At 59.0% G+C, this 25,116-nt stretch carries 22 protein-coding genes and 1 pseudogene; 18 read left to right on the top strand and 5 right to left on the bottom strand.

Annotated elements, in window-relative coordinates; all coding sequences use genetic code 11:
- Positions 1 to 38 precede the first annotated feature (38 nt).
- From M1D74_RS17295 to M1D74_RS17250, 10 genes are all read left to right on the top strand, one after another.
- Positions 39 to 1,664 carry an IclR family transcriptional regulator domain-containing protein gene (locus M1D74_RS17295; RefSeq protein ID WP_458117347.1) on the top strand — a complete coding sequence of 542 codons (1,626 nt, stop codon included), beginning with the start codon at positions 39 to 41 and terminating at the stop codon, positions 1,662 to 1,664.
- A 468-nt stretch (positions 1,665 to 2,132) separates the two neighbouring features.
- Positions 2,133 to 3,080, top strand: coding sequence for a substrate-binding periplasmic protein (locus M1D74_RS17290; protein ID WP_458117346.1), 948 nt, complete (start codon positions 2,133 to 2,135; stop codon positions 3,078 to 3,080).
- A 59-nt stretch (positions 3,081 to 3,139) separates the two neighbouring features.
- On the top strand, positions 3,140 to 3,883 hold the full coding sequence (locus M1D74_RS17285; RefSeq protein WP_458117345.1) for an amino acid ABC transporter permease: 744 nt from the start codon (positions 3,140 to 3,142) through the stop codon (positions 3,881 to 3,883).
- Positions 3,884 to 3,885: 2 nt separating this feature from the next.
- Positions 3,886 to 4,647, top strand: coding sequence for an amino acid ABC transporter ATP-binding protein (locus M1D74_RS17280; RefSeq protein WP_458117366.1), 762 nt, complete (start codon positions 3,886 to 3,888; stop codon positions 4,645 to 4,647).
- Between the two features lie 51 nt (positions 4,648 to 4,698).
- The gene (locus M1D74_RS17275) at positions 4,699 to 5,091 is read left to right on the top strand and encodes a RidA family protein (RefSeq protein ID WP_458117344.1); all 393 of its coding nucleotides are present in this window, start codon (positions 4,699 to 4,701) and stop codon (positions 5,089 to 5,091) included.
- Entirely contained in the window at positions 5,088 to 6,101 is a 1,014-nt protein-coding gene (locus M1D74_RS17270) for an FAD-dependent oxidoreductase (protein WP_458117343.1), read from the top strand. Before M1D74_RS17275 ends, M1D74_RS17270 begins: the two co-directional genes overlap by 4 nt.
- Positions 6,098 to 6,922: a TetR/AcrR family transcriptional regulator gene (locus M1D74_RS17265; protein ID WP_458117342.1), complete on the top strand. Its 825-nt coding sequence runs from the start codon at positions 6,098 to 6,100 to the stop codon at positions 6,920 to 6,922. Before M1D74_RS17270 ends, M1D74_RS17265 begins: the two co-directional genes overlap by 4 nt.
- Before the next feature lie 13 nt (positions 6,923 to 6,935).
- Positions 6,936 to 8,315, top strand: a complete 1,380-nt coding sequence (locus M1D74_RS17260; protein ID WP_458117341.1) for an aldehyde dehydrogenase family protein — start codon at positions 6,936 to 6,938, stop codon at positions 8,313 to 8,315.
- A 192-nt stretch (positions 8,316 to 8,507) separates the two neighbouring features.
- A complete protein-coding gene (gene mdlC / locus M1D74_RS17255; RefSeq protein ID WP_458117365.1) occupies positions 8,508 to 10,097 on the top strand; it encodes a benzoylformate decarboxylase in 1,590 nt (529 codons plus the stop codon).
- Between the two features lie 785 nt (positions 10,098 to 10,882).
- Positions 10,883 to 11,233 (top strand): GNAT family N-acetyltransferase, encoded by a 351-nt coding sequence (locus tag M1D74_RS17250; RefSeq protein ID WP_458117340.1) that lies wholly within the window; start codon positions 10,883 to 10,885, stop codon positions 11,231 to 11,233.
- Positions 11,234 to 12,163: 930 nt separating this feature from the next.
- Here the strand turns inward: M1D74_RS17250 and M1D74_RS17245 are convergent.
- Complete coding sequence (locus M1D74_RS17245; RefSeq protein ID WP_458117339.1) at positions 12,164 to 13,582, bottom strand: APC family permease; 1,419 nt, start codon at positions 13,580 to 13,582, stop codon at positions 12,164 to 12,166.
- A gap of 418 nt (positions 13,583 to 14,000) precedes the next feature.
- Here M1D74_RS17245 and M1D74_RS17240 point away from each other — a divergent pair, with 418 nt between their 5' ends.
- Positions 14,001 to 14,285 (top strand): hypothetical protein, encoded by a 285-nt coding sequence (locus tag M1D74_RS17240; RefSeq protein WP_458117338.1) that lies wholly within the window; start codon positions 14,001 to 14,003, stop codon positions 14,283 to 14,285.
- A gap of 102 nt (positions 14,286 to 14,387) precedes the next feature.
- On the opposite strand, the gene M1D74_RS17235 is transcribed toward M1D74_RS17240, so the two are convergent.
- Both M1D74_RS17235 and M1D74_RS17230 read right to left on the bottom strand, forming a co-directional pair.
- On the bottom strand, positions 14,388 to 14,615 hold the full coding sequence (locus tag M1D74_RS17235; protein WP_458117337.1) for a hypothetical protein: 228 nt from the start codon (positions 14,613 to 14,615) through the stop codon (positions 14,388 to 14,390).
- Positions 14,616 to 14,723: 108 nt separating this feature from the next.
- Positions 14,724 to 15,671, bottom strand: a complete 948-nt coding sequence (locus tag M1D74_RS17230) for a LysR substrate-binding domain-containing protein (protein ID WP_458117336.1) — start codon at positions 15,669 to 15,671, stop codon at positions 14,724 to 14,726.
- A 138-nt stretch (positions 15,672 to 15,809) separates the two neighbouring features.
- On the opposite strand from M1D74_RS17230, the gene M1D74_RS17225 reads away from it, so the two are divergent.
- Positions 15,810 to 16,037: a hypothetical protein gene (locus M1D74_RS17225; protein WP_458117335.1), complete on the top strand. Its 228-nt coding sequence runs from the start codon at positions 15,810 to 15,812 to the stop codon at positions 16,035 to 16,037.
- On the opposite strand, the gene M1D74_RS17220 is transcribed toward M1D74_RS17225, so the two are convergent.
- Entirely contained in the window at positions 16,034 to 16,222 is a 189-nt protein-coding gene (locus M1D74_RS17220) for a hypothetical protein (protein WP_458117334.1), read from the bottom strand. The two genes, M1D74_RS17225 and M1D74_RS17220, sit on opposite strands and share 4 nt — an antisense overlap.
- An 84-nt stretch (positions 16,223 to 16,306) precedes the next feature.
- Between M1D74_RS17220 and M1D74_RS17215 the strand changes: the two genes are divergently transcribed.
- The 6 genes and pseudogenes from M1D74_RS17215 to M1D74_RS17190 all read left to right on the top strand — a co-directional run bounded on the left by M1D74_RS17215 (position 16,307) and on the right by M1D74_RS17190 (position 23,510).
- On the top strand, positions 16,307 to 16,459 hold the full coding sequence (locus M1D74_RS17215; protein WP_458117333.1) for a hypothetical protein: 153 nt from the start codon (positions 16,307 to 16,309) through the stop codon (positions 16,457 to 16,459).
- Positions 16,460 to 16,805: 346 nt separating this feature from the next.
- Positions 16,806 to 18,152, top strand: coding sequence for an aspartate aminotransferase family protein (locus M1D74_RS17210; protein ID WP_458117332.1), 1,347 nt, complete (start codon positions 16,806 to 16,808; stop codon positions 18,150 to 18,152).
- 234 nt (positions 18,153 to 18,386) lie between these two features.
- Positions 18,387 to 18,560, top strand: a pseudogene (locus tag M1D74_RS17205) (RidA family protein); the annotation flags it as partial.
- 132 nt (positions 18,561 to 18,692) lie between these two features.
- On the top strand, positions 18,693 to 20,072 hold the full coding sequence (locus tag M1D74_RS17200; protein WP_458117331.1) for an aldehyde dehydrogenase family protein: 1,380 nt from the start codon (positions 18,693 to 18,695) through the stop codon (positions 20,070 to 20,072).
- A gap of 731 nt (positions 20,073 to 20,803) precedes the next feature.
- Positions 20,804 to 22,147 carry an MFS transporter gene (locus tag M1D74_RS17195; protein WP_458117330.1) on the top strand — a complete coding sequence of 448 codons (1,344 nt, stop codon included), beginning with the start codon at positions 20,804 to 20,806 and terminating at the stop codon, positions 22,145 to 22,147.
- 589 nt (positions 22,148 to 22,736) lie between these two features.
- Positions 22,737 to 23,510 (top strand): SDR family NAD(P)-dependent oxidoreductase, encoded by a 774-nt coding sequence (locus M1D74_RS17190; protein ID WP_458117364.1) that lies wholly within the window; start codon positions 22,737 to 22,739, stop codon positions 23,508 to 23,510.
- 512 nt (positions 23,511 to 24,022) lie between these two features.
- Here the strand turns inward: M1D74_RS17190 and M1D74_RS17185 are convergent.
- Positions 24,023 to 25,009, bottom strand: a complete 987-nt coding sequence (locus M1D74_RS17185) for a LacI family DNA-binding transcriptional regulator (RefSeq protein WP_458117363.1) — start codon at positions 25,007 to 25,009, stop codon at positions 24,023 to 24,025.
- Positions 25,010 to 25,116: the final 107 nt, after the last annotated feature.

Raw genomic sequence — 25,116 nt, 5'->3', positions numbered from 1 at the left:
GCCCCTGATTGGCGAACCGATGGTCTACATTCGAGACTGTGCAAAGAGCAACAGCGGCCGATGCTGACGTCGGTACCACCAACCCGGACTATGTGGAGTCCATGGCACGCGGGCTGGCCGTACTCAGGACGTTAGCTGAGCAGGATACAGCTCTTTCAGTTACCGAGATAGCAACTCAGGTCGGCATCACTCGCACCGCTGCGCGTAGGTTCGCGCTCACCCTAGAGTACCGCGGCTACGCGAACCAGTCCGCCGGGGGGTACACGTTGTCCCCCGGCGTTCTGAGTGTCGGTGATGCGTATCTTCGCAGCAATCCTCTGCCGGACGCTGCTCATCCCTGCTTACGGGATTTGGTCCGAACGGTAAGGGAGACCGCTTCGCTGACGGTCCTGCATCACAATCGCGTTTATTTCACGTCCCGCGTGGTTGCCGACAGAATCGTCGCGGCCAACATAACGGTTGGTTCCAGCATTCCCGCATACAGCACAGCAACCGGCCGTGTTTTGCTTGGTGGTCTCAATCCGGACGAACTGAACGACTACTTCTGCTTCATTGACCAAGAACCCGGGGTTGACAGGGAGTATGTCCAGCGACGGATCGTGGAAGCCTGTGAGCGCGGCTGGGCGGTAGCGGATCAGGAGCTGGTGCCCGGCATCAGGTCGGTCGCCGTTCCCGTGCACAACCCCCAAGGGCAAACAATCGCTGCCCTGAATATAGTCGCCCACGCCACGCGCGTGGATACCGCAGTTCTTGAAAACAGGTTCGTGCCGCTCCTCCAGTCTGCCGCGCAGGATACGGCGAAGCGGCTCTTGGCATGCTCCAGCACAGCTCCCGCAGAAGCTGTACCCGCACCTGCTATGCCCTCACGCAATATGAGGCGACCTCCGGATGCAATCCAATCACTGGAGCGCGGGTTGGAAGTCCTCACCTGCTTTGACGCGGGCCACCCGTGCCTGCGGCTGGCACAGATAGCCGAACGGTGCCAAATTCCCCGCTCAGCGGTACGTCGTTTCGTACTGACGTTATCTTCTCTTGGATACCTGGCTCCCCAGGCCCGAGGTTTTGCCCTTACCCCGCAGGTTCTCGGACTCGGATACTCTCTGATTCCTAAGCTTTCCCTCGCAGATGTCAGCAAGCCCTACCTCGAAGAACTAGCCCGAAAGCTTGGAGCATTTATTTCCATCGGCATTCTCGAAGGGGCGAACCTCCGGTACATTGCAACAGCCAGCTCGCCGAGTCCTATGGCTGTCAACATCTACCCCGGCACCCGCATTCCCGCCGCCGGGACCGCCATGGGTCAGGTTCTTCTGTCGCTTCTGCCACCCGACGAACTGATCATCGCGCTACGCCACGAAACGGACGACGGACAGACCGAAGTCTTGGCCGACACGCTCGAGACGGTTCGAATCCAAGGATGGAGTTACGTTGACCAACTCCTGGAGGTGGGACTTCGCGCCATTGCGGTTCCCCTGCAAAACCGTCGGGGAGAGGTCGTTGCAGCCCTAAGCGCGTCAGTGCACGAACCGGCGGTCTCCCAGCAGACCATGGCAAGTACTTTCCTGCCGGCGCTTCGTGAGACGGCAGCGGCGCTAGTGACAGAACTCAGAGATGGTCTGATACCGCCAACTGTCCGCATAGCGCGCAATGTGACGCTTTTCGGATAGCTCTATTGCTGGTCCTGATGGACCACGTTATATTGGTCACATCGAAAACAGCGCAGTTTTCATAATATTCCGTAGCGACGAAGCCACTCTGATAACTCAAGATACTTAAGCGCTGTTGACGGTCCAAGCGTCCTTCTTATCGGCTTGTCCTCTTGGCGTAGGCCCCTGTAACCAACTCGAGAGCCTGGCATTTTTGTCAGACAGCGAGGCAGGGATCGTTCTTAGTTCTCCTGCCCAAGGGAGTCCCTCGTTGTAGGGGTTGCGCTAAAGGGCTTTTGGTATTGCAGCCCACCTTCTTATTAAGGCGAGGGTCATTTATCCGACCTCGCCTGCCAGCCCCAGTAAAGGCTTTACAAGGAGGAAACGCATGGGCAACACAACTGAACAGCGTTCAATGATTCACTGAACAGCGTTCAGGTATTTCGTATAGCGAACACCCCCCCAGGTCGCATTCAGAAAGGTAAGACAATGGCACTAACAAAACATGGCCGGGCTACACGGATAGGTGCCGCCCTGACAGCATTTGCCGCGGCGATCACTTTATTGACGGGCTGTGCCGGTGCCCAGGCTGGGGACGATGAGGCCGCCAGCAAATACAATTTGATCGGCGGTGACAAGGTCCTGATCAATACGACGGCCTCGATGCCCAATACGAACTTGGTCAACGGTGAGTTCGTCGGATTTGAAGCTGAGATGCTGACCACAGCACTTGACGACCTCGGCCTGGAGTCCCAGGTGGTCATTTCTGACTTTCCCGGGATGCTTGCAGCGGTGCAATCCTCCAGGCAGGACATCGCGGTGGGAAGCGTTGCATGGCGCAAGGAACGTACGCAGAAGGGTCTCTTTACGGATCCGCCCTTCTACGTCCCCCACGTATACCTCCACTCCCCCGAAGTCAGTGCCTCGACGCATCATGACCTGGCCGGCAAGCGTGTAGGAACGATCACAGGATTCCTCTTCGTGGACAACCTACAGAAGAGGGACGACGTTGATTTGCATACCTACCCGGATGCAGCAACCGTAATCGCTGATCTCCAAGCAGGACGCATCGATGTCGCTCTGATTGACCCGCTGATGGCAATTTATACCGCTCAGTCCCGGCCCGAGCTCGACCTCGTCGCTACTCCCATTGTTGCCCCGACCATTGACGAACTCAGGGCCGACCCAACGCTGGAAATCTTTGGCCCTGTCATGCTCGGCTGGTACCTCGCCCCAGGCCACGAAGAACTGCAGGCGGCGCTCGACGAGCAGATCAGAAAAATGTACGCAGATGGGCAGATCGCCGAACTCATGACGAAGTACGGAATCGAGAACCCCGACGAGTTCCTTTCCCTATCCGACGGCTGGGCGCAGGTCTTCAGTGAGCAGCGGACGGCAGTCGACCGGGAGGCCGGCTGGACTCCTCCCGAAAAATAATCCGCCGCAGCTAGGAACGGAAGACACTTGAACCCGCGTAAAATTGATCGGCAAACCACATGAATATCGACTGGACGCTCTACATCGAATCACTAGGGCAAGCGTTACTCAACACTCTCGCCTTTACGGTCGTCAGCTTCCTCGGAAGCGTACTGCTAGGGATCATCCTCGCCCTGCTGCGAGGATCGTCTAAGTGGCCCTTCCGGGCTTCGGCCCTGGGTTACACCGAGGTGCTTAAAAACCTTCCCCTGATCACGACTATTTACATCTTCTACTTCGGTCTACCGTCGGTAGGCATACGCTTGGACGTGTTTACAGCTGGCGTGCTCTCGCTCGTTCTGGCGTATGGCGCGTATATGTCCGAAGTCTTCCGTGGAGGCTTGGAAGGAGTCCAAAAAGGACAACGTGAGGCCTCGCTTGCGCTCGGGCTAACGCCCCGCGCAGTTGAAACACTGGTTATCCTTCCCCAGGCAATTCGGCTGGCACTTCCGGGAACGGGGACTATGCTCGTTGATCTTCTAAAGAGCACGGCTCTGCTCGTCACTATCGGCGGTGCTGAGCTAATGACTCAGGGGCAAATAATTGCATCCACAACTTTCCGGCCCCTGGAAGTGTACGTGATGATTGGTGCCCTCTACTTTGCCCTCTGCTTCCCGCTCTCCCGACTGGTCGGCGCCCTGGAACGGCGTCTCGAAGCGAGCAAGCCGATGAGTGCCCGACGTGTCCGTCGGTTGCACGCCGCCGAACGCCTCCTCGCCGAACGGCGCCTCCAGCAAGACAGCAATCGGAAGGTTGTACTGTGAACATTTCTGGTACCGAAACAATTCGAGTCCGTAACCTACGCAAGTCCTTTGGTTCCAACGTCGTGCTCGACAGTGTTGATCTCACGGTGCACAAAGGCGAAGTCGTCACGATCCTCGGACGCAGCGGTGGAGGGAAAAGCACGCTGCTGCGCTGCCTGAATCTGTTGGAAACCCCGGATTCGGGAACAATAGAGGTGGCCGAACACAAGGTATTCGCGGACAACAGACCGGCCGATAAGCGCCACCTTGTTGCACTTCGCCGCAGCATCGGCATGGTGTTCCAGAGCTTTCACCTGTTTCCGCACCTGACTGCCGTCGAAAACGTCGCACTCCCGCTAATGCATGTCCGCGGACATTCCGAAGACCAGGCACTGGCTGAATCTATCGAACTCCTCGATCGCGTTGGTCTTATCGACCGATGCTTGATCAGGCCGGCACAACTGTCCGGCGGCCAACAGCAGCGCGTAGCCATCGCCCGTGCTTTGGCCCTGAAGCCGGAAGCTCTGCTCTTTGATGAACCGACATCAGCCCTAGACCCGGAGTCGACAGTCGAAGTGCTGGACGTCATGAAGAAGCTCAGTGCAGACGGAATGACGATGGTCGTCGTCACCCACGAACTGGCATTCGCCATGGGTGTGGCAGACCGAATTGTTCTGATGGACACAGGGCGGGTCATCGAGAACGGGTCCCCGCAGGATGTCCTGCAATCCACAGACCCGCGTACCGTTTCGTTCCTTTCCAGTCACGCGGCCGGAGCTTACTAGGCGCAGCCCGCAACCACCTCCGCTTCAAATCCAATTACCGAAAGGTTGATCATGTCTTCATTCCAAGCGATCGCTCCTGCAACTACCGGCCCGACGGTTGGGAACCGGTTCTCCCCGGCCATCATTGCAAATGGTTTCGTGTATACCAGCGGCCAGGTTGGCAAGAACCCGGAGACGGGCGAATTTCCCGAGGATTTCCGGGAGGAAGTAGAACGAACAATAGCCAACCTGGAGAACGTCCTCAAAGCAGCTGGCGCTGATCTCAAAGATGTGGTGAAAACCATGTGCTTCGTCTCCGACATCTCACTCTTCAAGGATTTCAACGAAGTCTACGTGGAGCGATTCGCGGAACCACGCCCTGCAAGGAGCACGATCTTCAACTGTCTGGAGGGCTTCCGTGTGGAAATCGAGGCCATCGCAGTGTTGCCCGGAGCGACACGTTGACGTTGAAGGAGTCAACTCTGGACACCCCGAAATCCGGACCGCCCGAAGCGGAGACAATTACGGTCATTGGCGGCGGCGTCATTGGACTCAGCTGCGCACTTCTGCTGGCTCAGCAGAAGAGGAACGTCAAAGTCATTACTGCACACGAAGTTGAGGACACCGTATCCTCGATTGCAGCTGCAGTTTGGGGCCCGGTGCACGTCGAGAAATCGGACCGAGTTAGGGCATGGGCACTCCGCACGCGGGAGGTCTTCGAAGAGCTGGCAGTGGATCCAAAAACTGGCATCGCTCCCCAGGAAAGCGTTGCCTATATGCGGGCCCGCCCGAAGACCGACCGCTGGTATGAATCTGTCGTACAGCCGGCAAGGGAGCTCCTGGAGGACCAACTTCCTGCCGCTTACGGATATGGCACGTTGTCCCGTTCTCTCCGAATTGATATGAGCCGGTACCTCCCCTGGCTTCGTGACAAATGCCTTGAGGCAGGCGTGGTAATAGAGCACAGAGAGGTCTCCGGCTTTGATGATGTTCCCGGGCAGGGCCCCATCGTCCTTGCTGCGGGGTTGAACTCACGCACTTTCAATGGCGACACGGAGTCGTATCCCATCAGGAGCCAGATTGTCATGCTTGCCAATACCGGAGGGCTGACGACATCGATCAGTGATCGGGACCACCCGGAAGGCATGATGTATGTCTTTCCCAGAGGTGACACCGTGATATGCGGAGGATACCCCGAACCCCATGTCTGGAATCCGGAGTACGACTTGGCCCAAGAAGCCCGGATACTGGAACGGGCTTTCGAACTCGCGCCTTCCCTGGCGGGAGCCCCCATCGAACGCCAAGTAGTAGGTCACCGTCCGGCGCGTCCAACCGTTCGCCTGGATAGGGAGGATTACGGTCTGCGTCCGATCATCAATTGCTACGGCCACGGTGGTGCCGGCGTAACGCTGTCCTGGGGATGCGCCGAGTCCGTCTCAGAGTTGCTCGCAAGCATAACGGAGAAAATCAGATGAGTGATGTAGGGGTGGTGAAAGGAAAGAGGCCTGTGGCGCAAAAGCCTAACGGCCCCAAACTCACACGCCTCGCAATCCTGAAAAAGACCACCGAATATGTGGACAGGCATGGGCTCGCCGCACTCACGATGCGTGTCCTGGCAGAGGAACTAGAGGTTGCCCCCTCTGCCGTTTACTGGCACTTTCAAGGAAAAGATGAACTCATTTCCGCTGCAGCCAGTCACTTGGCGCACAACGTTAAGATCGAAGAGGCAGAACCCGCAGACTGGCGATCCTGGCTTTTTCGGTGGGCCCATACACGCCGCAATGTCCTGCACGCCCATCCCAACTTTGCTCCGATAATCGCAGGACAACTCTCGACGGAAGTCGAAGCGTCGCTCCCGTCCATCGAGCGTACCCTCAGCGTCATCGAGAGGGCAGGATTCACCGGCGCCGAACTGACTTTCGCATATAACGCGCTGGCAGCCGGTGTCACTGGATGGACAAACAGCGAGCTTTGCTCTGAGCCCGCTTTCGATAAGGCCGGTCAGGGATGGCGGGCAACCGTCGAGGATCGGCTGCTCAGTGTGCCTGCACGCCGATACCCCACCATATCCAGAAATATCGATGCCTTGGCGAACCAGGCATTCGGCATGAGGTGGGAATCCGGAATTACCCGGCCCCTTCACGACAGCTTCGATTTTTTCGTCGAGACGCTCCTGATAGGGCTTGCCGATCGTCTGCATCGGCGCGAAGGGCTATCAAGCGGATCGGAAATACACTCCGAAGCACCTCCCCGCATTGCATCCAGTGTAAGGACGCCGGCGGAAACTCAAGGATGAGGAACAATCACAAATGACAAATCTTACTGTCCTGGATAAAAGTACGCATGAAGAACTTGCAGCGTTCAATATGGATGACGCCGAATCAACTCTCCGGGTCATCGAACGAAGCGATACTGCCTTCCGGATGAGCCCCTGGCGCAGAGATGCAAAGCTGCGGCAGGCAACATTGTTCGCCTGGGCAAATACGCTTGAACAACACGCTGATGAACTTGTCGATCTCCTGGTGGGTGAGAGTGGGAAGGTTCGGACAGAGTGCCAGCGTGAAGTCGAGATGACGGTAGACGCGGTGCGTTTCAGCGCCGGGCTCGCACGTATGCTGTCAGGCTCTTCGCATGAGCTCTCCGACGGTTCGGCTGGATATCTGATCCGAGAGGCTGCGGGTCCCGCAGCTTTTATTGTTCCTTGGAACTGGCCTTTATTCCTGCTCTTCCGTGACCTCGGCCCGGCTCTGGCTGCAGGCGTCACGGCGGTTGTGAAGCCTGCCCCCTTGACTCCCTTGGCGACAACTCGGGCCTTGGATCTCTTGCCATCAGATGCTCCCAAGGACGTTGTGCAGATTGTCTATGGCGATGCCGAAGTTGGGCAGACTTTGGCCGGGGATAGGCGCATCCGCGTCGTGGCTTTCACTGGTTCCACGAACGTAGGCCGTCAGGTAGCCATGGCTGCAGTATCGAATTTCGCCCGGCCGATTTTGGAGTTGGGAGGAAAAGGTGCCAGCGTGATCTATGAAGATGCTGACATCGACGCGGCCGTAGCTACCTGCCTGAAGAATGCTTTCTTCTCTGCCGGTCAGATTTGCATGGCCAATACACGCATCCTTGTACAGGAGCCCGTATTTGAACGTGTACGGGAGCTCGTCTGTGAACAGGTGAGCAGTCTGCGTGTGGGGCATCCTTCCGATCAGACAAGTGATTTAGGCGCCCTAATTTCCGCAGATCAGGCGAACCGGGTCTCCTCTTATATTGATCTTGCGCGGAGTGAGGGATCCCTTTTGCTTGGAGGCGGAACTCCGTCAACGCTTGACCTGCCCGGTGCATTCCTGGAACCGGCGGTCATCAGCGGGGAGCGTATCAATCCCCGCCTTCGCCAGGAAGAAATTTTCGGGCCCGTAGTGACCCTGGAACCGTTCCGAACCGATCAGGAGGGGCTCGCCCTGGCGAACGATACCCGGTACGGTCTGGTCGCCGCTGTATGGACGACGGACATCAACCGTGCCTGGAAGGCTGCACGGGAACTCCATTTCGGAACCGTATGGGTCAACCGATACATGCGTATTTTTGCCGAGGTTCCCTCCGGTGGCTCCAAAGACTCAGGTATGGGCAGGACCAGGGGAATGGAAGGCCTGTACGAATTCACGGAGCTGAAGCACGTCAACTGGGATGTCTCCTGACCCGCTTGCTGAGGGCGGCTTGCTGCAGCACGGATCGACAGCCAATGGCCGTCTTCCGCTGCCATGCTGCCCTGACGCCGAATCGATCAGGGAGAGACAGGAAGGCTTGCTTCTCCAAGCGTTCATTCCGACGCCGCAGGTCCTCATTTGATGGCGAAATTTTGTACAATTAACACAGAAAGCATCGATACTTTGACGACAATCAGCGAAGCGACGTACAAACTGCTACGTCGGAATGGTATTACCACGGTATTTGGCAATCCAGGATCGAATGAACTTCCGTTTCTCGCTGACATGCCAGAGGATTTCCGATACATCCTTGGTCTGCACGAAGGAGTGGTTACCGGCATGGCTGACGGCTACGCCCAGGCAACGGGTGTTCCCTCTTTTGTGAACTTGCATGCGGCAGCAGGAACGGGCAACGCGATGGGGGCATTGACGAACGCCTTCTACTCGCACAGTCCTCTTGTCATCACCGCGGGCCAGCAGGTGCGCTCGACCGTGGGAATGGAGGTCATGCTCGCCAACATGGACGCGCCGGCGCTGCCTCGTCCGTTGGTCAAATGGAGCAGTGAGCCTCTGGCTGCGTCCGACGTCGTCAGGACTCTTGGACAAGCAGTACATACGGCAGCTCTCGCCCCGCGGGGCCCGGTTTATGTGTCCATTCCCTACGATGACTGGGGCCAAGATGCGGGCGAAGCCGACGAACACGTTCAAGGCAGAGTCGTGTCCCAGGGCGGTGACCTGTCGTTGGGGCAGATCCGCGACCTGACGGACATTCTGGCGCAGGCAGAGAATCCCGTGCTGGTCCTAGGTCCCGAAGTGGATGCGACCCGGGCTAATGACTCAGCAGTGATACTGGCCGAAAAATTAGGAGCACCCGTTTGGGTCGCCCCTTCTGCCCCCCGGTGTCCGTTCCCCACGCGCCACCCAAATTTCCGCGGTCTCCTGCCCGCAAATGTAGCAGGGGTCACCTCATCCTTGGAGGGGCATGATCTCATTTTGGTCATTGGCGGGCCGGTTTTCCGTTACCACCAGCATGCGCCGGGCGCCTTTTTGCCCAAGGGTGCCTCGCTCGTTCATATAACGTCGGATCCAGCGGAGGCAGCTCGAGCTCCGATGGGTAACGCATTTGTGGCAGACATTCGCTCGGCTGTTGAAACACTGGCACGAATAGCACCGGACAGCGGCAGAGCCTCACTTGAACCGATCCCCATTCCGCCGCTTCCACACTCTACGGATTCCCGCCTGAACGCGGAGGCGGTACTCGACGCGATTGATGCAGTTGCTCCTGAGGACGCAATCTACGTCAATGAGTCCACCTCGACAATTGCGTCCATGTGGCAGCGCCTTAGCATGACGTATCCGGGCAGCTACTACTTTGCAGCTTCCGGTGGTTTGGGCTTCGGGATGGCTGCGGCGGTTGGCGTTCAACTGGCCGAACCCCAGCGGCAGGTCATCGCCGTAATTGGGGACGGCTCTGCGAACTACGGCATCACTGCACTGTGGACAGCGGCCCACGAGAAGATACCGGTCATATACGTCATCCTTAACAACGGCACGTACGGAGCACTTCGGAATTTTGCAACCCGTCTGGGAGCGGAGGCATCTCCAGGACTCGATGTTCCAGGGATCGATTTCTGTGCTTTGGCCGAAGGGTACGGGGTCCAGGCGCACCGGACACAAACACTGGAAGAGTTCAAAGCCAAACTACGCGATGCTCTGAACGCTGATGCACCCGTCCTGCTCGAAGTTCCGACCAGTTTCGCAATCCCGAGCTGACCTAGGGCCAAGTGCAGCGCAAAACCCTGATCTTGGGGCCATGCGCGTAGAGAATCCTATTCTCCGCTTGGTGCTGAATTTCGATGCAGGGCAGCTCACTAGAGCAGTGGGACTGTCGGTGACCAGCTGCGTGCACATGCGCAGCTGGTCACTTCACTCCGTCGACAAGGTGGGGCTCGATCCATACCTCGCGGTTGGTCCTCTGCCAAGATCGGCGTGCCTGTGGGAGGTGTCAGCGGCAGAGAAGTCTGAAGTCGGGCATTAGATCTTCAACTGTTCCGGAGCGGATTGTCATACACTCCTCGTAAGTTCCACCGATGCCAGGACCGGCGGTGCAATTGACCTAACCCTCAAGCACCGCCGCCCTCACCCGTGCTTATGTCTCAGAAGTGATTTCGGACTCGCTGTTCGCGTTGATAGTGATTGGCGGAGTGGCCGGCAATGCAAACGCGCGCTATTCCAGTTCAGGAATTGAAGCGACCAGTACACCGGAAATTTCCAATTCAAGGATGGGGCAGTAACGGCTCGCTGTCCCGTTGCGTCCGTGCGCCGGGGGCATGAATTAGCGCTTTGAGATCCTTCCCCATGCGTCGGCAACGTCGTTACGCCAGTTCTTATTATCTGAGATGCTCAAAAGCAGTCCGTTATGGTGCACTAATGAGATGATCGAGAAAGCGGGGATAAAGTTCGCGGCTGCACGTGAGTCCGACAGCTCGTCCATGTGTGACCTCGCTCGCAGGGCATATGCATCGTACGTTGAGCGGATCGGGAAGGAACCCGCTCCCATGACATCTGATTATGATGCGATTGCAGCCTCGGGGGACGCCCTTCTTGCCTGGAGCGATCATCAGCTGGTTGGCATGCTTGTTACCCGGTGTGAGGAAGCGGCACTTCACATTCTTAACCTCGCCGTATCACCTGACGTTCAGGGCTTGGGTTTGGGATCAGCGTTGCTCATCGAAGCGGAGCAGCTCGCCCGTCGTTCAGGGCTCGAGGAAGTCCGCCTGTACACAAACGAGGCGATGGTAGAAAACCTCACCTATTACCCGAGGCGCGGCTATCACGAGACCCACCGAGACGTCGAAGATGGATATCGCCGGGTCTACTTCTTTAAACGGTTGGATCCTGACCAATGAGCCTCCACCAGCCGTGGCAGCAACATTTGCTGCAAGCTGTGAGAGCCGGAAACTTACTGGTTACCTCCGACGTCGTCTTTTGGGAAGACTGCTCAGGGCGTAGTTGGGCCAGCGACTGCCCCATTGCGCCCTGCACTTTCTAGAGCCAACCGGCCCCATCACTACTCAGGCGGCTGAAAAAGATCCGTGCACCGGTCAACCTCCAGCAGGCGGCACGATCCGCGGATGCGGCACCCGTTACCGGGACGACTCGGACAACTTGAAGATTGCTGACCCGTCCCCAACAAAAGTCATCTTGCGGCCATACCCGTCTATCCATAACCAGAAGTAGGTGGCGTCCTCACCTACTTCGTCGACCGTTGCGTCTCGGAGTGGATACCCTGGAACCTGAACGCGCACCCTGTCCCCCGCATTGAGATGCCCCCAGTCGTCATAGTCCAATTAACACACGCCGTAGTCCTCGGTCGAGTTTGTGTTCGGGGACCGTGCCAATAAGGTCATGCCCTTTTACATCTAAATTCGGCATGTCTATCTCGTGCCGAAGGGCCCAACGTCGCTGAAGGCCAGATCATCGGTCACCATGAGAACAATGTTTGGGCCGTATCCCCGGCGGTGCTGAAGTCCGGCCAGGCGGGCCGTGAGCGGAAAGCCAGCTGCTGAACTTCACCCCGGCATGTTTCGTACCCGCGCACGGTGGAAGGAATGTCACCCGCCGTTGCGTAGTCATGGTTGTTTATAGTCTGCATGCTGCTCCTGGCGCGTCAGATATGGCTGAGCTGCGGGTTCGGGATACCAGCAGCGTGCGCGACCTTGATGGGAGGAGGCATAGTTCCGAAGAGGCCCACAACGTAGTTCAAAGCAAGAACGGACTCGGTCCGCGGCCTTCGACGAGCCAGCCCCGACGCTAGGTTCAACGGTTCGACGTCATGTTCAAGCACGAGGGCTTCTCGCTTCTTGGGGGGAGGGGACCTCGGGCGCCTCCGGTGTGTCGAAACCGAGGTTTGGGTCCATCTGCCGGGTGAATCCACGGGTCCGAATGACCAGATAGACGATTCCGACCAGCACCCACAACCCGCCGAGGATCTTCGCTTGAGTGCTGAGGCCCAACCACAGCACGAAGGACACCATGAATCCCACAAGGGGCACGCACAGGTAGAGCAGAGTACCTTGGAGCCCCCGTCGGCCTTCCTTGAAGAAGACCAAGACGACGACCGACAAATTCACGAAAGCGAAGGCAGTCAAAGCGCCGAAACTGATCATCGAGAAGAGGGTATCGATACTAAGGCTTAAGGCGAGAGTAAGGACCAGCGCAGTCACGACCAGCATGGCGCCCATGGGCGTCTGGAATCGAGGGTGAATGTAGCTGAACAGTCGACGCGGCAGGATTCCGTCGCGGCCCAGGGCGAAGAAAATGCGTGAAACCGTGCCTTGGGACGCTATCGTGGCGGCGAGTCCGCCCGCTGTGCGGCAGACCAGGAAAATGGAGACCAGGGCAGGGCCGCCAACGGTCATGAAGATTTCCAATGCAGGGGCGTTGGGATTAGTGAACGCCTCATGGTTTGGGTGCACCAGGAACATCAGGTAGGAGATCGCGATGAAGAGCAGGCCTGCGATCAGCGTCACGATAAGGATGGCCTTCGGAATGGTGCGGCGCGGGTCGCGTGTCTCCTCGGCCAAGGTTGTGACAGCGTCGAAACCAAGGAACGAGACGATGACCAGTGAAGCGCCCGAGAGCACGGCCGCCATGCCGACGTCCGGGCTGTGAAACGGCAACGTGGAGACCACGGCCCCCACACCCTCACCCGCCAACACGCTTTTCACGGCAAGGAAGGAGAATACCCCTAGCAGCAGAAGCGGCAAGCCCACCAGGACGTAGTTCAGCACCGCTGCAACCTTGACGCCGGCGATGTTCGTGACCGTCACCAGGGCGATGTACACGACGATCCATGCCCAGTGCGGCACTGCTGGGAAGATGGTCGCAAGGAACATGGCATTGATTACCGCTTCGACGGCGGGCAAAAACAAGTAGTCCAGAAGCACAGTCCAGCCAACCGCCCAGCCAGCGTGCGCGCCCATGGACGCGCGCACGTAGGCATAAGCTGATCCTGACGAAGGGACCCGACGCGCCATCTGGGAGTACGCGTAGGCGGTGAACAGCATGGCCACGATGCCAACCACGTAAGCTGCCGGAACCAGGCCGTGGGAGGCGTGGGCGATCGGCCCGTAGGTATTAACGACCGCCAGCGGTGCCGTGTAGGCGAGGCCGAAGAGCACGACATGGCGCAGTTTGAGGGTACGTCGAAGTGAGGCGTCAGCAGCCACGGCAACTCCAGTCAGTGAGAAAGTCATTCAATCCCCAAAGTATGGTGCCGATCACAAGAGTCTCCAATGGCGAAAAGGAGATCGGCCCATCGCGGATTCAGAATGGTGTCCTCCAGCACTGGCGAGGTGGTTTTCATCTGTAATCACTCTTCGAGTCTTCTGCAGTCCACATGCGAGCCGGATGCGCTTCAGAGCAATGCCACGCCTTTCCATAGAATTTCCCTTCTGGGTGGCGCCCGCTCATGTAAGGACCGTCGGTACGCTGGTGGCGCGAGTCCCATTTGAAAGAGGAACCCGTGTCTTGCTGCCACAATCGGGGGCGGACTGCATCGGAAGACATTTCAACGCCAGATCCCGGTGGGAACCGTGTGTACGCGCCGCCAGGTTGGGCCAGGCGGCCGTCGACGCCGCAGCTATCCAGCACACGAGCCTTCCGACCCAGTCGGTGGGCTCATCACATATCACGAAACTAGCGGCGGAGATCACCGCGATCGATGAAGAACTCGCCGGGCTCGACCACGAGATCACCGATCGGTTCCACCAGCACGAGGCCGCCGAGATCCTGTTGAGCAGGCCTGGCTTCGGGCCTGTGCTGGCGGCGAACATCGGGGCAAGCTCCATCTCAACGTCATCTGGGCTATGCTCCGTGACCACACCCCCTATCGAGAACCGGCCCCCGCCCCACCACTCCAGGCTGCTCGACAGCAGCATTGAGATTCCCAGGCACTGAGGAGAACGTTAGAGTCACCGCAACTCTCGTTCCCCATCGCGCCCCATGCCCGGCTTTGGCTTATCGATTCGACACGCAGCACGGGTCAGTGGTGTTCTCTGGTCACACCGCACCATCACCAATTTCATCGCCCTGGCCAAGAACTGCGACGTCCTTATCCACGAAGCCGTCGAACTCGAATCCTCGGCGACTCGTATGGGATGGAACGAAACGACGATGAAGCACATGCGCGAAGTGCACACCGACATCGGAGACATCGGACGCATCGCGAAGGACGCCAATGCCGGCAGCCTGGTTCTCACCCACGTGGTACCCGACATCTTGGCTCATTAGGGCGGAGCTCCCCGTCGTTTCATGCCGAAGGTGGGTAGCAGCGCCCTGAACAATGGATGCCCGCTACGTGCTCGAGCACCGTCCTTGACCGCTGAGTAGGCTCGGTCAGGCGGCTCTGGGCGTGCCCTTGGGTGCTCGGTCGACAGGGACGGCGTCCGGGACAACAGATAGGGACGTAGTTGCCAATTGCTGGGCTATGCGACGGAACGCCTCGACGTGGCCGCGCCGTTCGTCTATGCGCGTGGCCACGGCGATCGGTGAGAATGTCCCATCCACGATGGGCCGGTAGACCACGCCGGGGAAGCGCAGAAAGCGGGTCGTCGATCCGGAAAAGGTGTCGACGGCACCTTGGTAAGCGATCGCGTGGAGACTCTCCGGGACATTGGTCACCGAGGCTGCGACTCGCCCGGGTTCACCACGCACGTCATCGCATGACCAATAGGCACGCCAGCGCGCGGGGGCCTCGGGAGCAGCTACAGCGAAGGGTTCCTCAAGCAAGTCACTGGTGGTCACCTGATCCAGAGTTGCCAGCCGGTGATCGGGCCTGACGCCGACCAACCGGGGCTCGGCGAAGAGCTCGTGCAGTTGTACCCGCGTGTCGGCCATCGGCGATCGGATGAACGCTACATCCACCATCTCCGAGGCCAGCGCCTCCACCTGGTTGACCATGGACAGTTCCTGGAAAGACAGCTGAACGTCGGGCATCGCGGTCCGGAAGGCGGAGACGATGAGCGGCGTCAGCTCACCGGCTGATTCGCAAAACAGACCGATCCGCAGTTGCGTCTGACCTGCGGCGTGGACGAGGCGGGCTTCCTGGCTGGCGTCGGCCATTTCGTTGAGGATCGCTTGGGCGCGGGGAAGGAATGCCTCACCGGCCCGCGTGAGCGTCACACGGTTGGCCGAGCGGTCGAACAGTTGCGCTCCGACCTGCCGCTCGAGGCGGGCGATCTGAGTACTGAACGCCGACTGTGCGATGTGCATGCGCTGGGCGGCGCGGCCGAAGTGCAGGGTCTCGGCGAGCACGGTCATGTACTGCAACTGCCGGATTTCCACGTGCGCCTCCCGATAAGACCCCTGATCGCATCAGACGATCGGCCGATCGCGAAGTGCTCGTTGTCCGTGATAAGCGCCACACCGCATGCTCGAGTCAATGCTTCCCCCAGTATAAACGCAGGCGGAAAGGCGCGCACCATGACCGTTCAGGCCCGCGAGGCGACCGATCCCCTCCACACGGACGTCAAGCACCTGATCCACCCGCATCTGCCTTCATCGGTCACCGACCACGTCATCATGGTTGAGGGCCGCGGGTGCCGCCTGACCGACGCGACCGGCGGGAGTACCTCGACGCCACCGGGTGGGCTGTGGCTGGCCCAGATCGGTCACGGCCGCGCGGAAATGGCTGAGGTCGCCGCGTCCTAGATGCACAAGCTGGAGTAGTTCACCTCCTTCTGGCACTTCAGCAACGACCAGGCCATCGAGCTGTGGGAGCGGCTGATCTCGCTGGCCCCGGAGCGGATGACCAAGGTGTTCTTCAGTTCCGGCGGGTCCGAGGGTAACGACGCGGCCTCAAGACCGCCCGCTACTACCACTACCTCAACGGCCATTCGTCCAAGAACTGGATCCTCCCCCGCCACACCGCCTACCACGGCCTGACCTACGGCGGCGGCTCGGCGACCGGATCCGCCGACATGGCCGAGGGCCAGGGCCCGCACCTGCCCCACCTCACCTCGCCGCACTCCTACCGACCCCACCTCTTTGACGGTCAGGACGTCATGGACTTCTGCGTCCGCGAGCTCGAGCAGCGCATCCAGCAGATCTCCCGGAGAACATCGCCGCGATGATCGGGGAGCCGATCAGGGGCGTGGATGGATTCATCATCCCACCGGCCGACCACTAGCCGCGGATGCAGGAGGTGCTGCGCCGCCACGACCCCGCCCGGACCACGGGCGCGACCACCCCGATGTCCGGAACCACTCGAGCTGCGGTGCTGGGTGGCGGTGCTGGAGCGTATGGATGCGCCCTGGCCCGTCGATTGGATTTTGAGATCGGCTGATCGTGATCTGCGGCTTGTCCTGGCTCGCAACAGATTCGACGATAAAGGAATAAGTAGACGGTTCACCCTCCCGCAGGAATTCCGTGCAAGCCGGATGGGTAGTAACAATGTTTTGCCGAAGGAGATGGGTACTGATGGTCAAGCTGACCTTTGAGGCAAGCCTCGACCGGTTCACGACAAAATTTGCGAAGTCGGGTGAGCTGACGCAGCAAGGCAAGCACCTCATTCCCGGCGGATACAGCAGGAATTCCTTCAACTTCGGCCCCCACGCGGTCTACGTGGACAAGGGCGATGGTGCCCATATCGAGACCGTCGACGGACATACGCTCCTCGATCTGAACAACAACTTCACGGTGAACATTCTCGGGCACAACCATCCCGCGATCACGTCCGCTCTCATCGAAGCCATACCGTCGGGAATTTCCTTCGGCAACCCCAGCACTCGAGAAGCGGAGCTGGCGCAAATACTCGTGGACCGCATTCCCTCGGTAGAGAAGGTCCAGTTTTCCTGCTCCGCATCAGAATCGTGTATGAGCGCCGTGCGCATCGCCCGAGCGTATACGGGGAAGTCCAAGATCGCGAAGGTCGAAGGCGGATATCACGGCTTCACCGATCCCCTCAACATCTCCACCCATCCATCTCCCGGACCGGACAGCGGCACCGCCTCCGATCCTAAGCCGATGGCCGACAGCGGCGGAATCCCCACCGCTGAGGTGCAGAACGTCGTCCTGCTGACCCAGAACGACCGTGTCGGCGCCGAGCGGATCCTCCGAGCCAATGCCGACTCCATCGCCTGCCTCATCATCGAGCTCGAGAGTGGCGCCGGAGGGTTCGTCACTCTGGATCAGGAGTTTGTCGAGGACCTGCGGTCGTTGACCCAGGAACTCGGTATCGTGCTGATCTTCGACGAAACCGTCACGCTACGTGCTGGCTACAACGGACTTCAGGGTGAGTGCGGGGTCACCCCTGACCTCACGGTGATGGGCAAGGTCATCGGCGGTGGCATGCCCCTCGGGGCCGTCGGGGGTTCCGCCGAGATCATGAGCGTCTTGGAGAACGGAAAGGTCGTCATCTCCGGCACCCACCACGGTCACAAGCTGGCTCTCATCGCCGGCATCGCCTGCATGCGCACCTTGGACGAAGCGGCGTTCACTAAGCTCAACGGCCAGGCCGGTCGTATTCTGACCGAGATCAACGAGTGGAGCGCGGAGAAGAATCACCCGTTCCGGATCCTGGGCAGGGGAAACTCGCGTCTGGGCTACGTCTACCTCACCAGCCCTGAATCGAGGGTCCGGACGCACCGGGACTACTGGACCAATGTGGACACCGAGAAGTTGCAGACCTGCTCCCTGGAGCTGGCAAACCGCGGGTTCTTCCCTGTCCACCGCGGCGGGATCTCACTATCGTTGCCGATGACGGACGACGACATCACGTCGTTCATCGAGACGCTCAAGGAGATTGTGGAAGACATCGAGGCATAAGCGTGGGGGAACCGCCGGTAGAAGATTTTCACCGTTCTCAACTGCGCTCCCTCGGACTGCATAGGCTGCATCGAACATGCCGCACATTCCTATGTTCAGTGGGAGGGCGACTCACGCATAGGAGGCAGCGATGTGGCGTAACAACCCTTGCAGCCATGCGCGTGAGGGTGTTGCAGGCCATTGCGAACTGCGCGCGTCCACCCGTGGAACGTCCTCTAAGTAGCCGGCGCCGACCTCAAAGATGTGGTGAAAACCATGTGCTTCGTCTCCGACATCTCACTTTCCAAAGATTTCAAGGAAATCTACGTGGAGCGATTCGCGGAACCACGCCCTGCACGGAGCACGATCTTCAACTGTCTAGAGGGCCCCTTCACGACAGTTTCGATTTTTTCGTCGAGACGCTCCTGATCGGGCTTGCCGATCGTCTGCATCGGCGCGAAGGGCTATCAAGCGGATCGGAAATACACTCCGAAGCACCTCCCCGCATTGCATCCAGTGTAAGGACGCCGACGGAAACTCAAGGATGAGGAACAATCACAAATGACAAATCTTACTGTCCTGGATAAAAGTACGCATGAAGAACTTGCAGCGTTCAATATGGATGACGCCGAATCAACTCTCCGGGTCATCGAACGAAGCGATACTGCCTTCCGGATGAGCCCCTGGCGCAGAGATGCAAAGCTGCGGCAGGCAACATTGTTCGCCTGGGCAAATACGCTTGAACAACACGCTGATGAACTTGTCGATCTCCTGGTAGGTGAGAGTGGGAAGGTTCGGACAGAGTGCCAGCGTGAAGTCGAGATGACGGTAGACGCGGTGCGTTTCAGCGCCGGGCTCGCACGTATGCTGTCAGGCTCTTCGCATGAGCTCTCCGACGGTTCGGCTGGATATCTGATCCGAGAGGCTGCGGGTCCCGCAGCTTTTATTGTTCCTTGGAACTGGCCTTTATTCCTGCTCTTCCGTGACCTCGGCCCGGCTCTGGCCGCAGGCGTCACGGCGGTTGTGAAGCCTGCCCCCTTGACTCCCTTGGCGACAACTCGGGCCTTGGATCTCTTGCCAACAGATGCTCCCAAAGACGTTGTGCAGATTGTCTATGGCGATGCCGAAGTTGGGCAGACTTTGGCCGGGGATAGGCGCATCCGCGTCGTGGCTTTCACTGGTTCCACGAACGTAGGCCGTCAGGTAGCCATGGCTGCAGTATCGAATTTCGCCCGGCCGATTTTGGAGTTGGGAGGAAAAGGTGCCAGCGTGATCTATGAAGATGCTGACATCGACGCGGCCGTAGCTACCTGCCTGAAGAATGCTTTCTTCTCTGCCGGTCAGATTTGCATGGCCAATACACGCATCCTTGTACAGGAGCCCGTATTTGAACGTGTACGGGAGCTCGTCTGTGAACAGGTGAGCAGTCTGCGTGTGGGGCATCCTTCCGATCAGACAAGTGATTTAGGCGCCCTAATTTCCGCAGATCAGGCGAACCGGGTCTCCTCTTATATTGATCTTGCGCGGAGTGAGGGATCCCTTTTGCTTGGAGGCGGAACTCCGTCAACGCTTGACCTGCCCGGTGCATTCCTGGAACCGGCGGTCATCAGCGGGGAGCGTATCAATCCCCGCCTTCGCCAGGAAGAAATTTTCGGGCCCGTAGTAACCCTGGAACCGTTCCGAACCGATCAGGAGGGGCTCGCCCTGGCGAACGATACCCGGTACGGTCTGGTCGCCGCTGTATGGACGACGGACATCAACCGTGCCTGGAAGGCTGCACGGGAACTCCATTTCGGGACCGTATGGGTCAACCGATACATGCGTATTTTTGCCGAGGTTCCCTCCGGTGGCTCCAAAGACTCAGGTATGGGCAGGACCAGGGGAATGGAAGGCCTGTACGAATTCACGGAGCTGAAACACGTCAACTGGGATGTCTCCTGACCCGCTTGTTGAGGGCGGCTTGCTGCAGCTGATCTGGGGCCATCCGCGTCGAAAATTCTATGCTCCGCTTGGTGCTGAAGTTCGATGCAGGGCAGCTCACCAAAGCAGTGGGACTGTCGGTGACCAGCCGCACATCTGGTCACTTCCCAAGGTTCCTTAGAGGTCGCCTCACCGAGCAGCGTTGGACAGGAAGCGCCGGCATCTTGCGGGCGCCGGTCTGGCGTCAGAAGAGCGAGAAATTCTGCATTGTTGACGGTGCATGATGTTCTCAAATCCCATCCTGACAGTGGGAGGCAGAACACCGAGCTGCGGTAGCCCGAGAACTATCAAGTAGTCCAAAGAATCGGATCTTGGTGGAAGTCGCTTAGCGCAGGGGCGGGCGATGTCACCTCCTGCGGTTCGTCAGATGTCGGAGAACCAGACCGGAGCTCGAATCGAAGCCAAACTCTGTAGCAACAGGCCATCCCACACGTTGAGCGACAGGGCTGCCGAAGCGATTGCTGCTGTGTCCAGCGATGGGATATCCGGGCACCGTGCCGGGCTGGTCTCGTACGCGCTGACCCTCCACCCCCCCCCGGTAGCCAAATCATGACGGTGCCGGTTCCGAATCTGCACGATCAAGAGCAAAAGTTCGGGTCTGAAGAATTTCCAGCAGATAGTCCAGAGAGTATCGATTATCACTCTAACGTCTAGCGGACAAGCACTTTCATCATCCGCCAGGAAGGAACACGATGAAGACCGGCTCACAAACAGACGCCAGACAACGAGCATCCCGCCAAGGTAGGTCAGGGCTGATTGTCACTGCACTGTGCTTCGCCACCATTGTTTTCGACGGATACGACCTCGTGGTTTACGGGGCAACCCTTCCTTCCCTGCTCGCCTATGCACCATGGGGGGTAGAGGCCGCACAAGCCGGGCTAATTGGGAGCCTGGCTTTGCTGGGGATGCTATTCGGCACCCTCATCGTTGGCTCACTGACGGACCTCTTCGGACGCCGGAAGATCATGATGGTATGCATCTCCTGGTTTTCGCTCTGCATGTTGCTCACCGCATTGGCGCCGTCGGCTGAATTGTTCGGACTAATGCGCTTTCTGGCCGGCTTAGGCCTAGGTGGTGTCATGCCAACATGTGTGGCGCTGACCATTGAGTTCGCTCCCCCGGCGCGTCGGCAGATCACAAACGCAATCATGTTCAGCGGTTACTTTGTGGGCGGCATCCTCGCCTCGGTGCTCGCGATCACGCTGCTCCCCGACATCGACTTCCGCTGGCTTTACGCCTTCGGTGCACTTCCACTATTCATATTGGTTCCTCTGGTCTATCGCTATCTTCCCGAGTCAGCCATCTTCCTCGCTGCGAGAGGACGAATCGATGAAGCCAAGCAGGTCGCCGAGCAGTATGGCATGGAGCATGTACATCTGGAAGACATGCCTAGGGATACAAAAACCGGGGCCGGAAAGCCGCGGACGTCCCTGGCAATTCGCACCATATTCAGCAAGTTATGGATTGCTTCAACCGTACTTTTTGCATGTGCAAGTTTCTGCGGCCTGTTGCTCGTCTATGGCATGACAACGTGGTTGCCCCAGATCATGCGATCTGCCGGATATGAGCTCGGTGCTTCTCTGACCTTCCTCCTCGTCCTCAACATTGGCGCGATGGTAGGTACGATCGGAGCCTCATTCGTGGCAGACAAAGTTGGGATTAGAAAAGTGGTGCCCGTTTGTTTTGTCATAGCGTGCGTATCCATCATTTTGTTGAGCTTCGGACTGCCTTATGGACTACTTCTCGCGATCGTTGCGCTGGCCGGATTAGGAGCTAACGGCACACAGATCCTCCTGAATGGTTTCGTCGCGACTCACTATCCCCCGCAGTCTGCCGCGACTGCCCTCAGTTGGACTTTGGGCGTCGGGCGCTTGGGCGCTATTACAGGACCGCTTATCGGTGGTTACGTCGCGAGTATGGGCTGGGAGTTCCAAGCAAACTTTTACACCTTCGGAGCCATCGCGCTGGTCGGCGCCGCTGCGGCAGCCGCTGTCGCAATTAAGCGATCAAAGGCATCAGTCGGAGGTAGAGCGTAATCCACCCGACGTTCCTGTACCGGCGTCAAGCGAGAGTGACGCTTAAAATTTGGAGGGAAGCCTCGAAGCGGATTCCCGCCACCGCAAGGAACCTAGTACACGAGTGTCTCTAGGGATTAGCTGGGGTTCAACCTGCTTTGACTGTACCCCCGGAAGTCTCCAGGCGGACAACGATCGTTAGGACAAGTTCATAGTAGGGGCGCCTAGTTGCTCGCCGGCGACCTAAGCGTCGACGCGTTCCGGCGCAGTGGCTGGCTTGAAAACAGGGCAAAACCGGGGGAGCTCAATTCGGGTTCACCTCCATATGACGAGGTGAGGTCGAATGGTACGACCCGAGAAACCATTCCAAACAGGCAAACAATGTGTCGGATTCGAGGGTTGCCATCGTTGGTTTCCCTTCGATGTAACAGGAGGCGTCTACGCAGGGTCAGTTGCCCGGGGCGCAGCTTCCGGATCAGGCCTTAGAACACCACGGGCAGTAGCTTCGATCCCGCCGTCGAGAGTCTTTCGGAGAGCGGTCCAGCCATCCGCTATAGCCACATACGCTCAAAACCAGAGCGCTTTGATTGAAAGGAAAGTTGTGGGAAAAATGCAGATTGCGGAGCCAGTCGTGGCGGACAAGGTAGTCATCGTAACGGGCGCAGCCCGCGGAATTGGCGCCACCTTAAGCCGTCATCTAGCCTCAAATGGTGCCCGTGTGGTGCTGGCGGACGTCATCGCGACAGAAGGCGAAGCCATCGCACAAGAGCTGCAGGATGACGGGCTAGAGGTTATGTTCCAGCACACGGACGTCACCGACGAAGCGTCTCTGGAAAGCCTTACCCAGGATGTAACGAAGAGATTTGGGCGGATCGATGCGCTTGTCAATAACGCTGCGATTTACCAAGGCTTGGGCTCAAAGAAGATGTTCACGGACATCACGGTGCAGGAGTGGGACAAGGTCATGACCGTGAACACCAAAGGGGTCTGGCTGGCTACTCGTGCAGTCTATCCCTCAATGAAGGCCAACGGATTCGGGCGCGTCATCAACATCGCTTCCTCGACTGTTCATATGGGTGTGCCCTTCTTCGCTCATTACACAGCCTCCAAGGGTGCCGTCATGGCTCTGACCCGTTCGCTGGCCAAAGAGATCGGGCCAGACGGAATCACAGTCAATGCTATAGCGCCAGGGCTTGTGGAGAACGAGTCGTCCACAGTGCTGAACGGTACGGAGTACTTCGCGGTGGCAGCCCGGCAGCGTGCCATTCCCCGAAACATGCAACCGACGGACTTGGTGGGGGCCGTTCTGTATCTATGCTCCGACGCCAGCAGCTTCATGACTGGGCAAACCCTCGTCGTCGATGGGGGCGTCGTCTTTTCCTGAAGATGCTGACATCGTGAACGGACCCCCCTACTTATCAGTGAACCCAGGACTGTGTTACTCACGAACTTTGTCAATCGAACCTGGTGTCTCTGATTCAGACGGGGTTAGTTGGGGCACTGTGACTGCCTCAGCTTTAGTCGACTCAGCGTCCTAGGCCGCAGTGAGCGTGGACCGGCTCCACCGGACCGCTTGAGCTCATGAGCCAGGGTCTTGAAAGATGCGCGCTTCTGCAGCGCCAAGTGGGTGCCCTAGCGACTCGCGCCTCCGTGTATGTACCTTTGCGGGGTTCAGGGCTGGCTACTGCGTAAGATATGCCAGGGATTGGGCGGCGAAAGCCTTGTTACGTTCGACGACCTTGACATCCTCTCATAGCTGGCCCGCCCGCTTGAGCGCCTGGTTGTGGCTGCTTTCACGGGAGCTATTGCACTCGGTCGTACAGCGTAGATCTGCTTACAGAGCTAGCTAGGTTGCATTTCGGCATCGGGCCAGCCTGGTGGTTCAGAAGTTGCTGCTCAGATACGTGGAGGGGCAGTGCTTCCGCGAACCACGAGCCTCGCCGGAACGAGAGTGGTGCCCGGTGGTGGCGTCTCATCCCGGATCTGCTGGAGCACCTTCTGGACACAGCGGCGTCCCACTTCGGTGAAGTCTTGGTGCACCGTGGTCAGCGGCGGTGTGAATGCGCCCGCCTCGGCGATGTCGTCGAAGCCCACGATGCTCACATCCTCCGGCACCGAGACGCCTGACTCCCTGAAGGCGCGCAGCACGCCGAGTGCCATCTGGTCGTTCGCGGTGAATACGGCGGTGCAGTCCGGCTCCTTCGTCAGCTCCAGGCCGGCGCGATAGCCGGACTCGGCCGACCAGTCCCCGCGCAGTAAGCGCGGCACTTCCCGCCCAGCCCTCTCCAGGGATTCCCGCCAGGCGGTCACGCGCCGTTCACTGGCGTACGACGACGTCGGACCGGCCACGTGCCACACCGTCCGGTGGCCCAGCTCGAGCAAGTGCTCGACGGCGGTGCGCGCACCATCTGCCTGGTCTGTGTCCACGACCGTGTACTGGGAGCCGGCATCGGAATCGACCACGACGGCTTTCACCCCGGGCGGCAGGGAAACGGTGGCGGCATCCAGAAGGTGGACCTCCATCATGACGATGACAGCGTCCACGGCCAGCTCATTCAGCCGCGAGAACGCCCCCTGCACTCCGGCCTGTGTCGGCGCCGAAACGGGGATGAGGGTGATGGCGAAATCCTCGCGGGCCGCCTCGAAGGCGATGGCTTCCAGCGTGCGCACGTTACCTGTCGACGACAGCGAGAACAGGATGACGCCGATGGTCCGGAACGAGCCGCGCTTCAACGCGCGGGCCGCGCTGTTGGGTCGATAGCCGAGCTGCTCCATGGCAGCTATGACCTGGGAGCGGGTGGCTTCAACGACGCCGGGGCTCCCGTTGGTCACGCGGGAAACCGTCTGTGAAGAAACTCCGGCAAGGCGCGCCACATCTGCCATCGACACCCGGCGGGACGGCAGCGTTGGGGGCGCCGCGCCCTGCAGCGTGGGTTCCTGATTGGAAGTGGTCACGACGCCGGGCCCTGGCATGGGAGTTGACGCATCGA

The sequence above is a fragment of the Arthrobacter sp. D2-10 genome, assembly GCF_054161285.1.
The sequence above is the reverse complement of the archived record's forward strand: the minus strand, read 5'-3'. Positions and strand labels throughout refer to the sequence as shown.

Coding starts and splice junctions, on each gene's coding strand:
- M1D74_RS17290 (WP_458117346.1), top strand. CDS start 2,133: ATGGCACTAACAAAACATGGCCGGGCTACACGGATAGGTGCCGCCCTG.
- M1D74_RS17285 (WP_458117345.1), top strand. CDS start 3,140: ATGAATATCGACTGGACGCTCTACATCGAATCACTAGGGCAAGCGTTA.
- M1D74_RS17275 (WP_458117344.1), top strand. CDS start 4,699: ATGTCTTCATTCCAAGCGATCGCTCCTGCAACTACCGGCCCGACGGTT.
- M1D74_RS17265 (WP_458117342.1), top strand. CDS start 6,098: ATGAGTGATGTAGGGGTGGTGAAAGGAAAGAGGCCTGTGGCGCAAAAG.
- M1D74_RS17260 (WP_458117341.1), top strand. CDS start 6,936: ATGACAAATCTTACTGTCCTGGATAAAAGTACGCATGAAGAACTTGCA.
- M1D74_RS17250 (WP_458117340.1), top strand. CDS start 10,883: ATGACATCTGATTATGATGCGATTGCAGCCTCGGGGGACGCCCTTCTT.
- M1D74_RS17245 (WP_458117339.1), bottom strand. CDS start 13,582: ATGACTTTCTCACTGACTGGAGTTGCCGTGGCTGCTGACGCCTCACTT.
- M1D74_RS17235 (WP_458117337.1), bottom strand. CDS start 14,615: ATGAGCCAAGATGTCGGGTACCACGTGGGTGAGAACCAGGCTGCCGGC.
- M1D74_RS17225 (WP_458117335.1), top strand. CDS start 15,810: ATGACCGTTCAGGCCCGCGAGGCGACCGATCCCCTCCACACGGACGTC.
- M1D74_RS17220 (WP_458117334.1), bottom strand. CDS start 16,222: ATGGCCGTTGAGGTAGTGGTAGTAGCGGGCGGTCTTGAGGCCGCGTCG.
- M1D74_RS17215 (WP_458117333.1), top strand. CDS start 16,307: ATGGCCGAGGGCCAGGGCCCGCACCTGCCCCACCTCACCTCGCCGCAC.
- M1D74_RS17210 (WP_458117332.1), top strand. CDS start 16,806: ATGGTCAAGCTGACCTTTGAGGCAAGCCTCGACCGGTTCACGACAAAA.
- M1D74_RS17200 (WP_458117331.1), top strand. CDS start 18,693: ATGACAAATCTTACTGTCCTGGATAAAAGTACGCATGAAGAACTTGCA.
- M1D74_RS17195 (WP_458117330.1), top strand. CDS start 20,804: ATGAAGACCGGCTCACAAACAGACGCCAGACAACGAGCATCCCGCCAA.
- M1D74_RS17190 (WP_458117364.1), top strand. CDS start 22,737: ATGCAGATTGCGGAGCCAGTCGTGGCGGACAAGGTAGTCATCGTAACG.
- M1D74_RS17185 (WP_458117363.1), bottom strand. CDS start 25,009: ATGGCAGATGTGGCGCGCCTTGCCGGAGTTTCTTCACAGACGGTTTCC.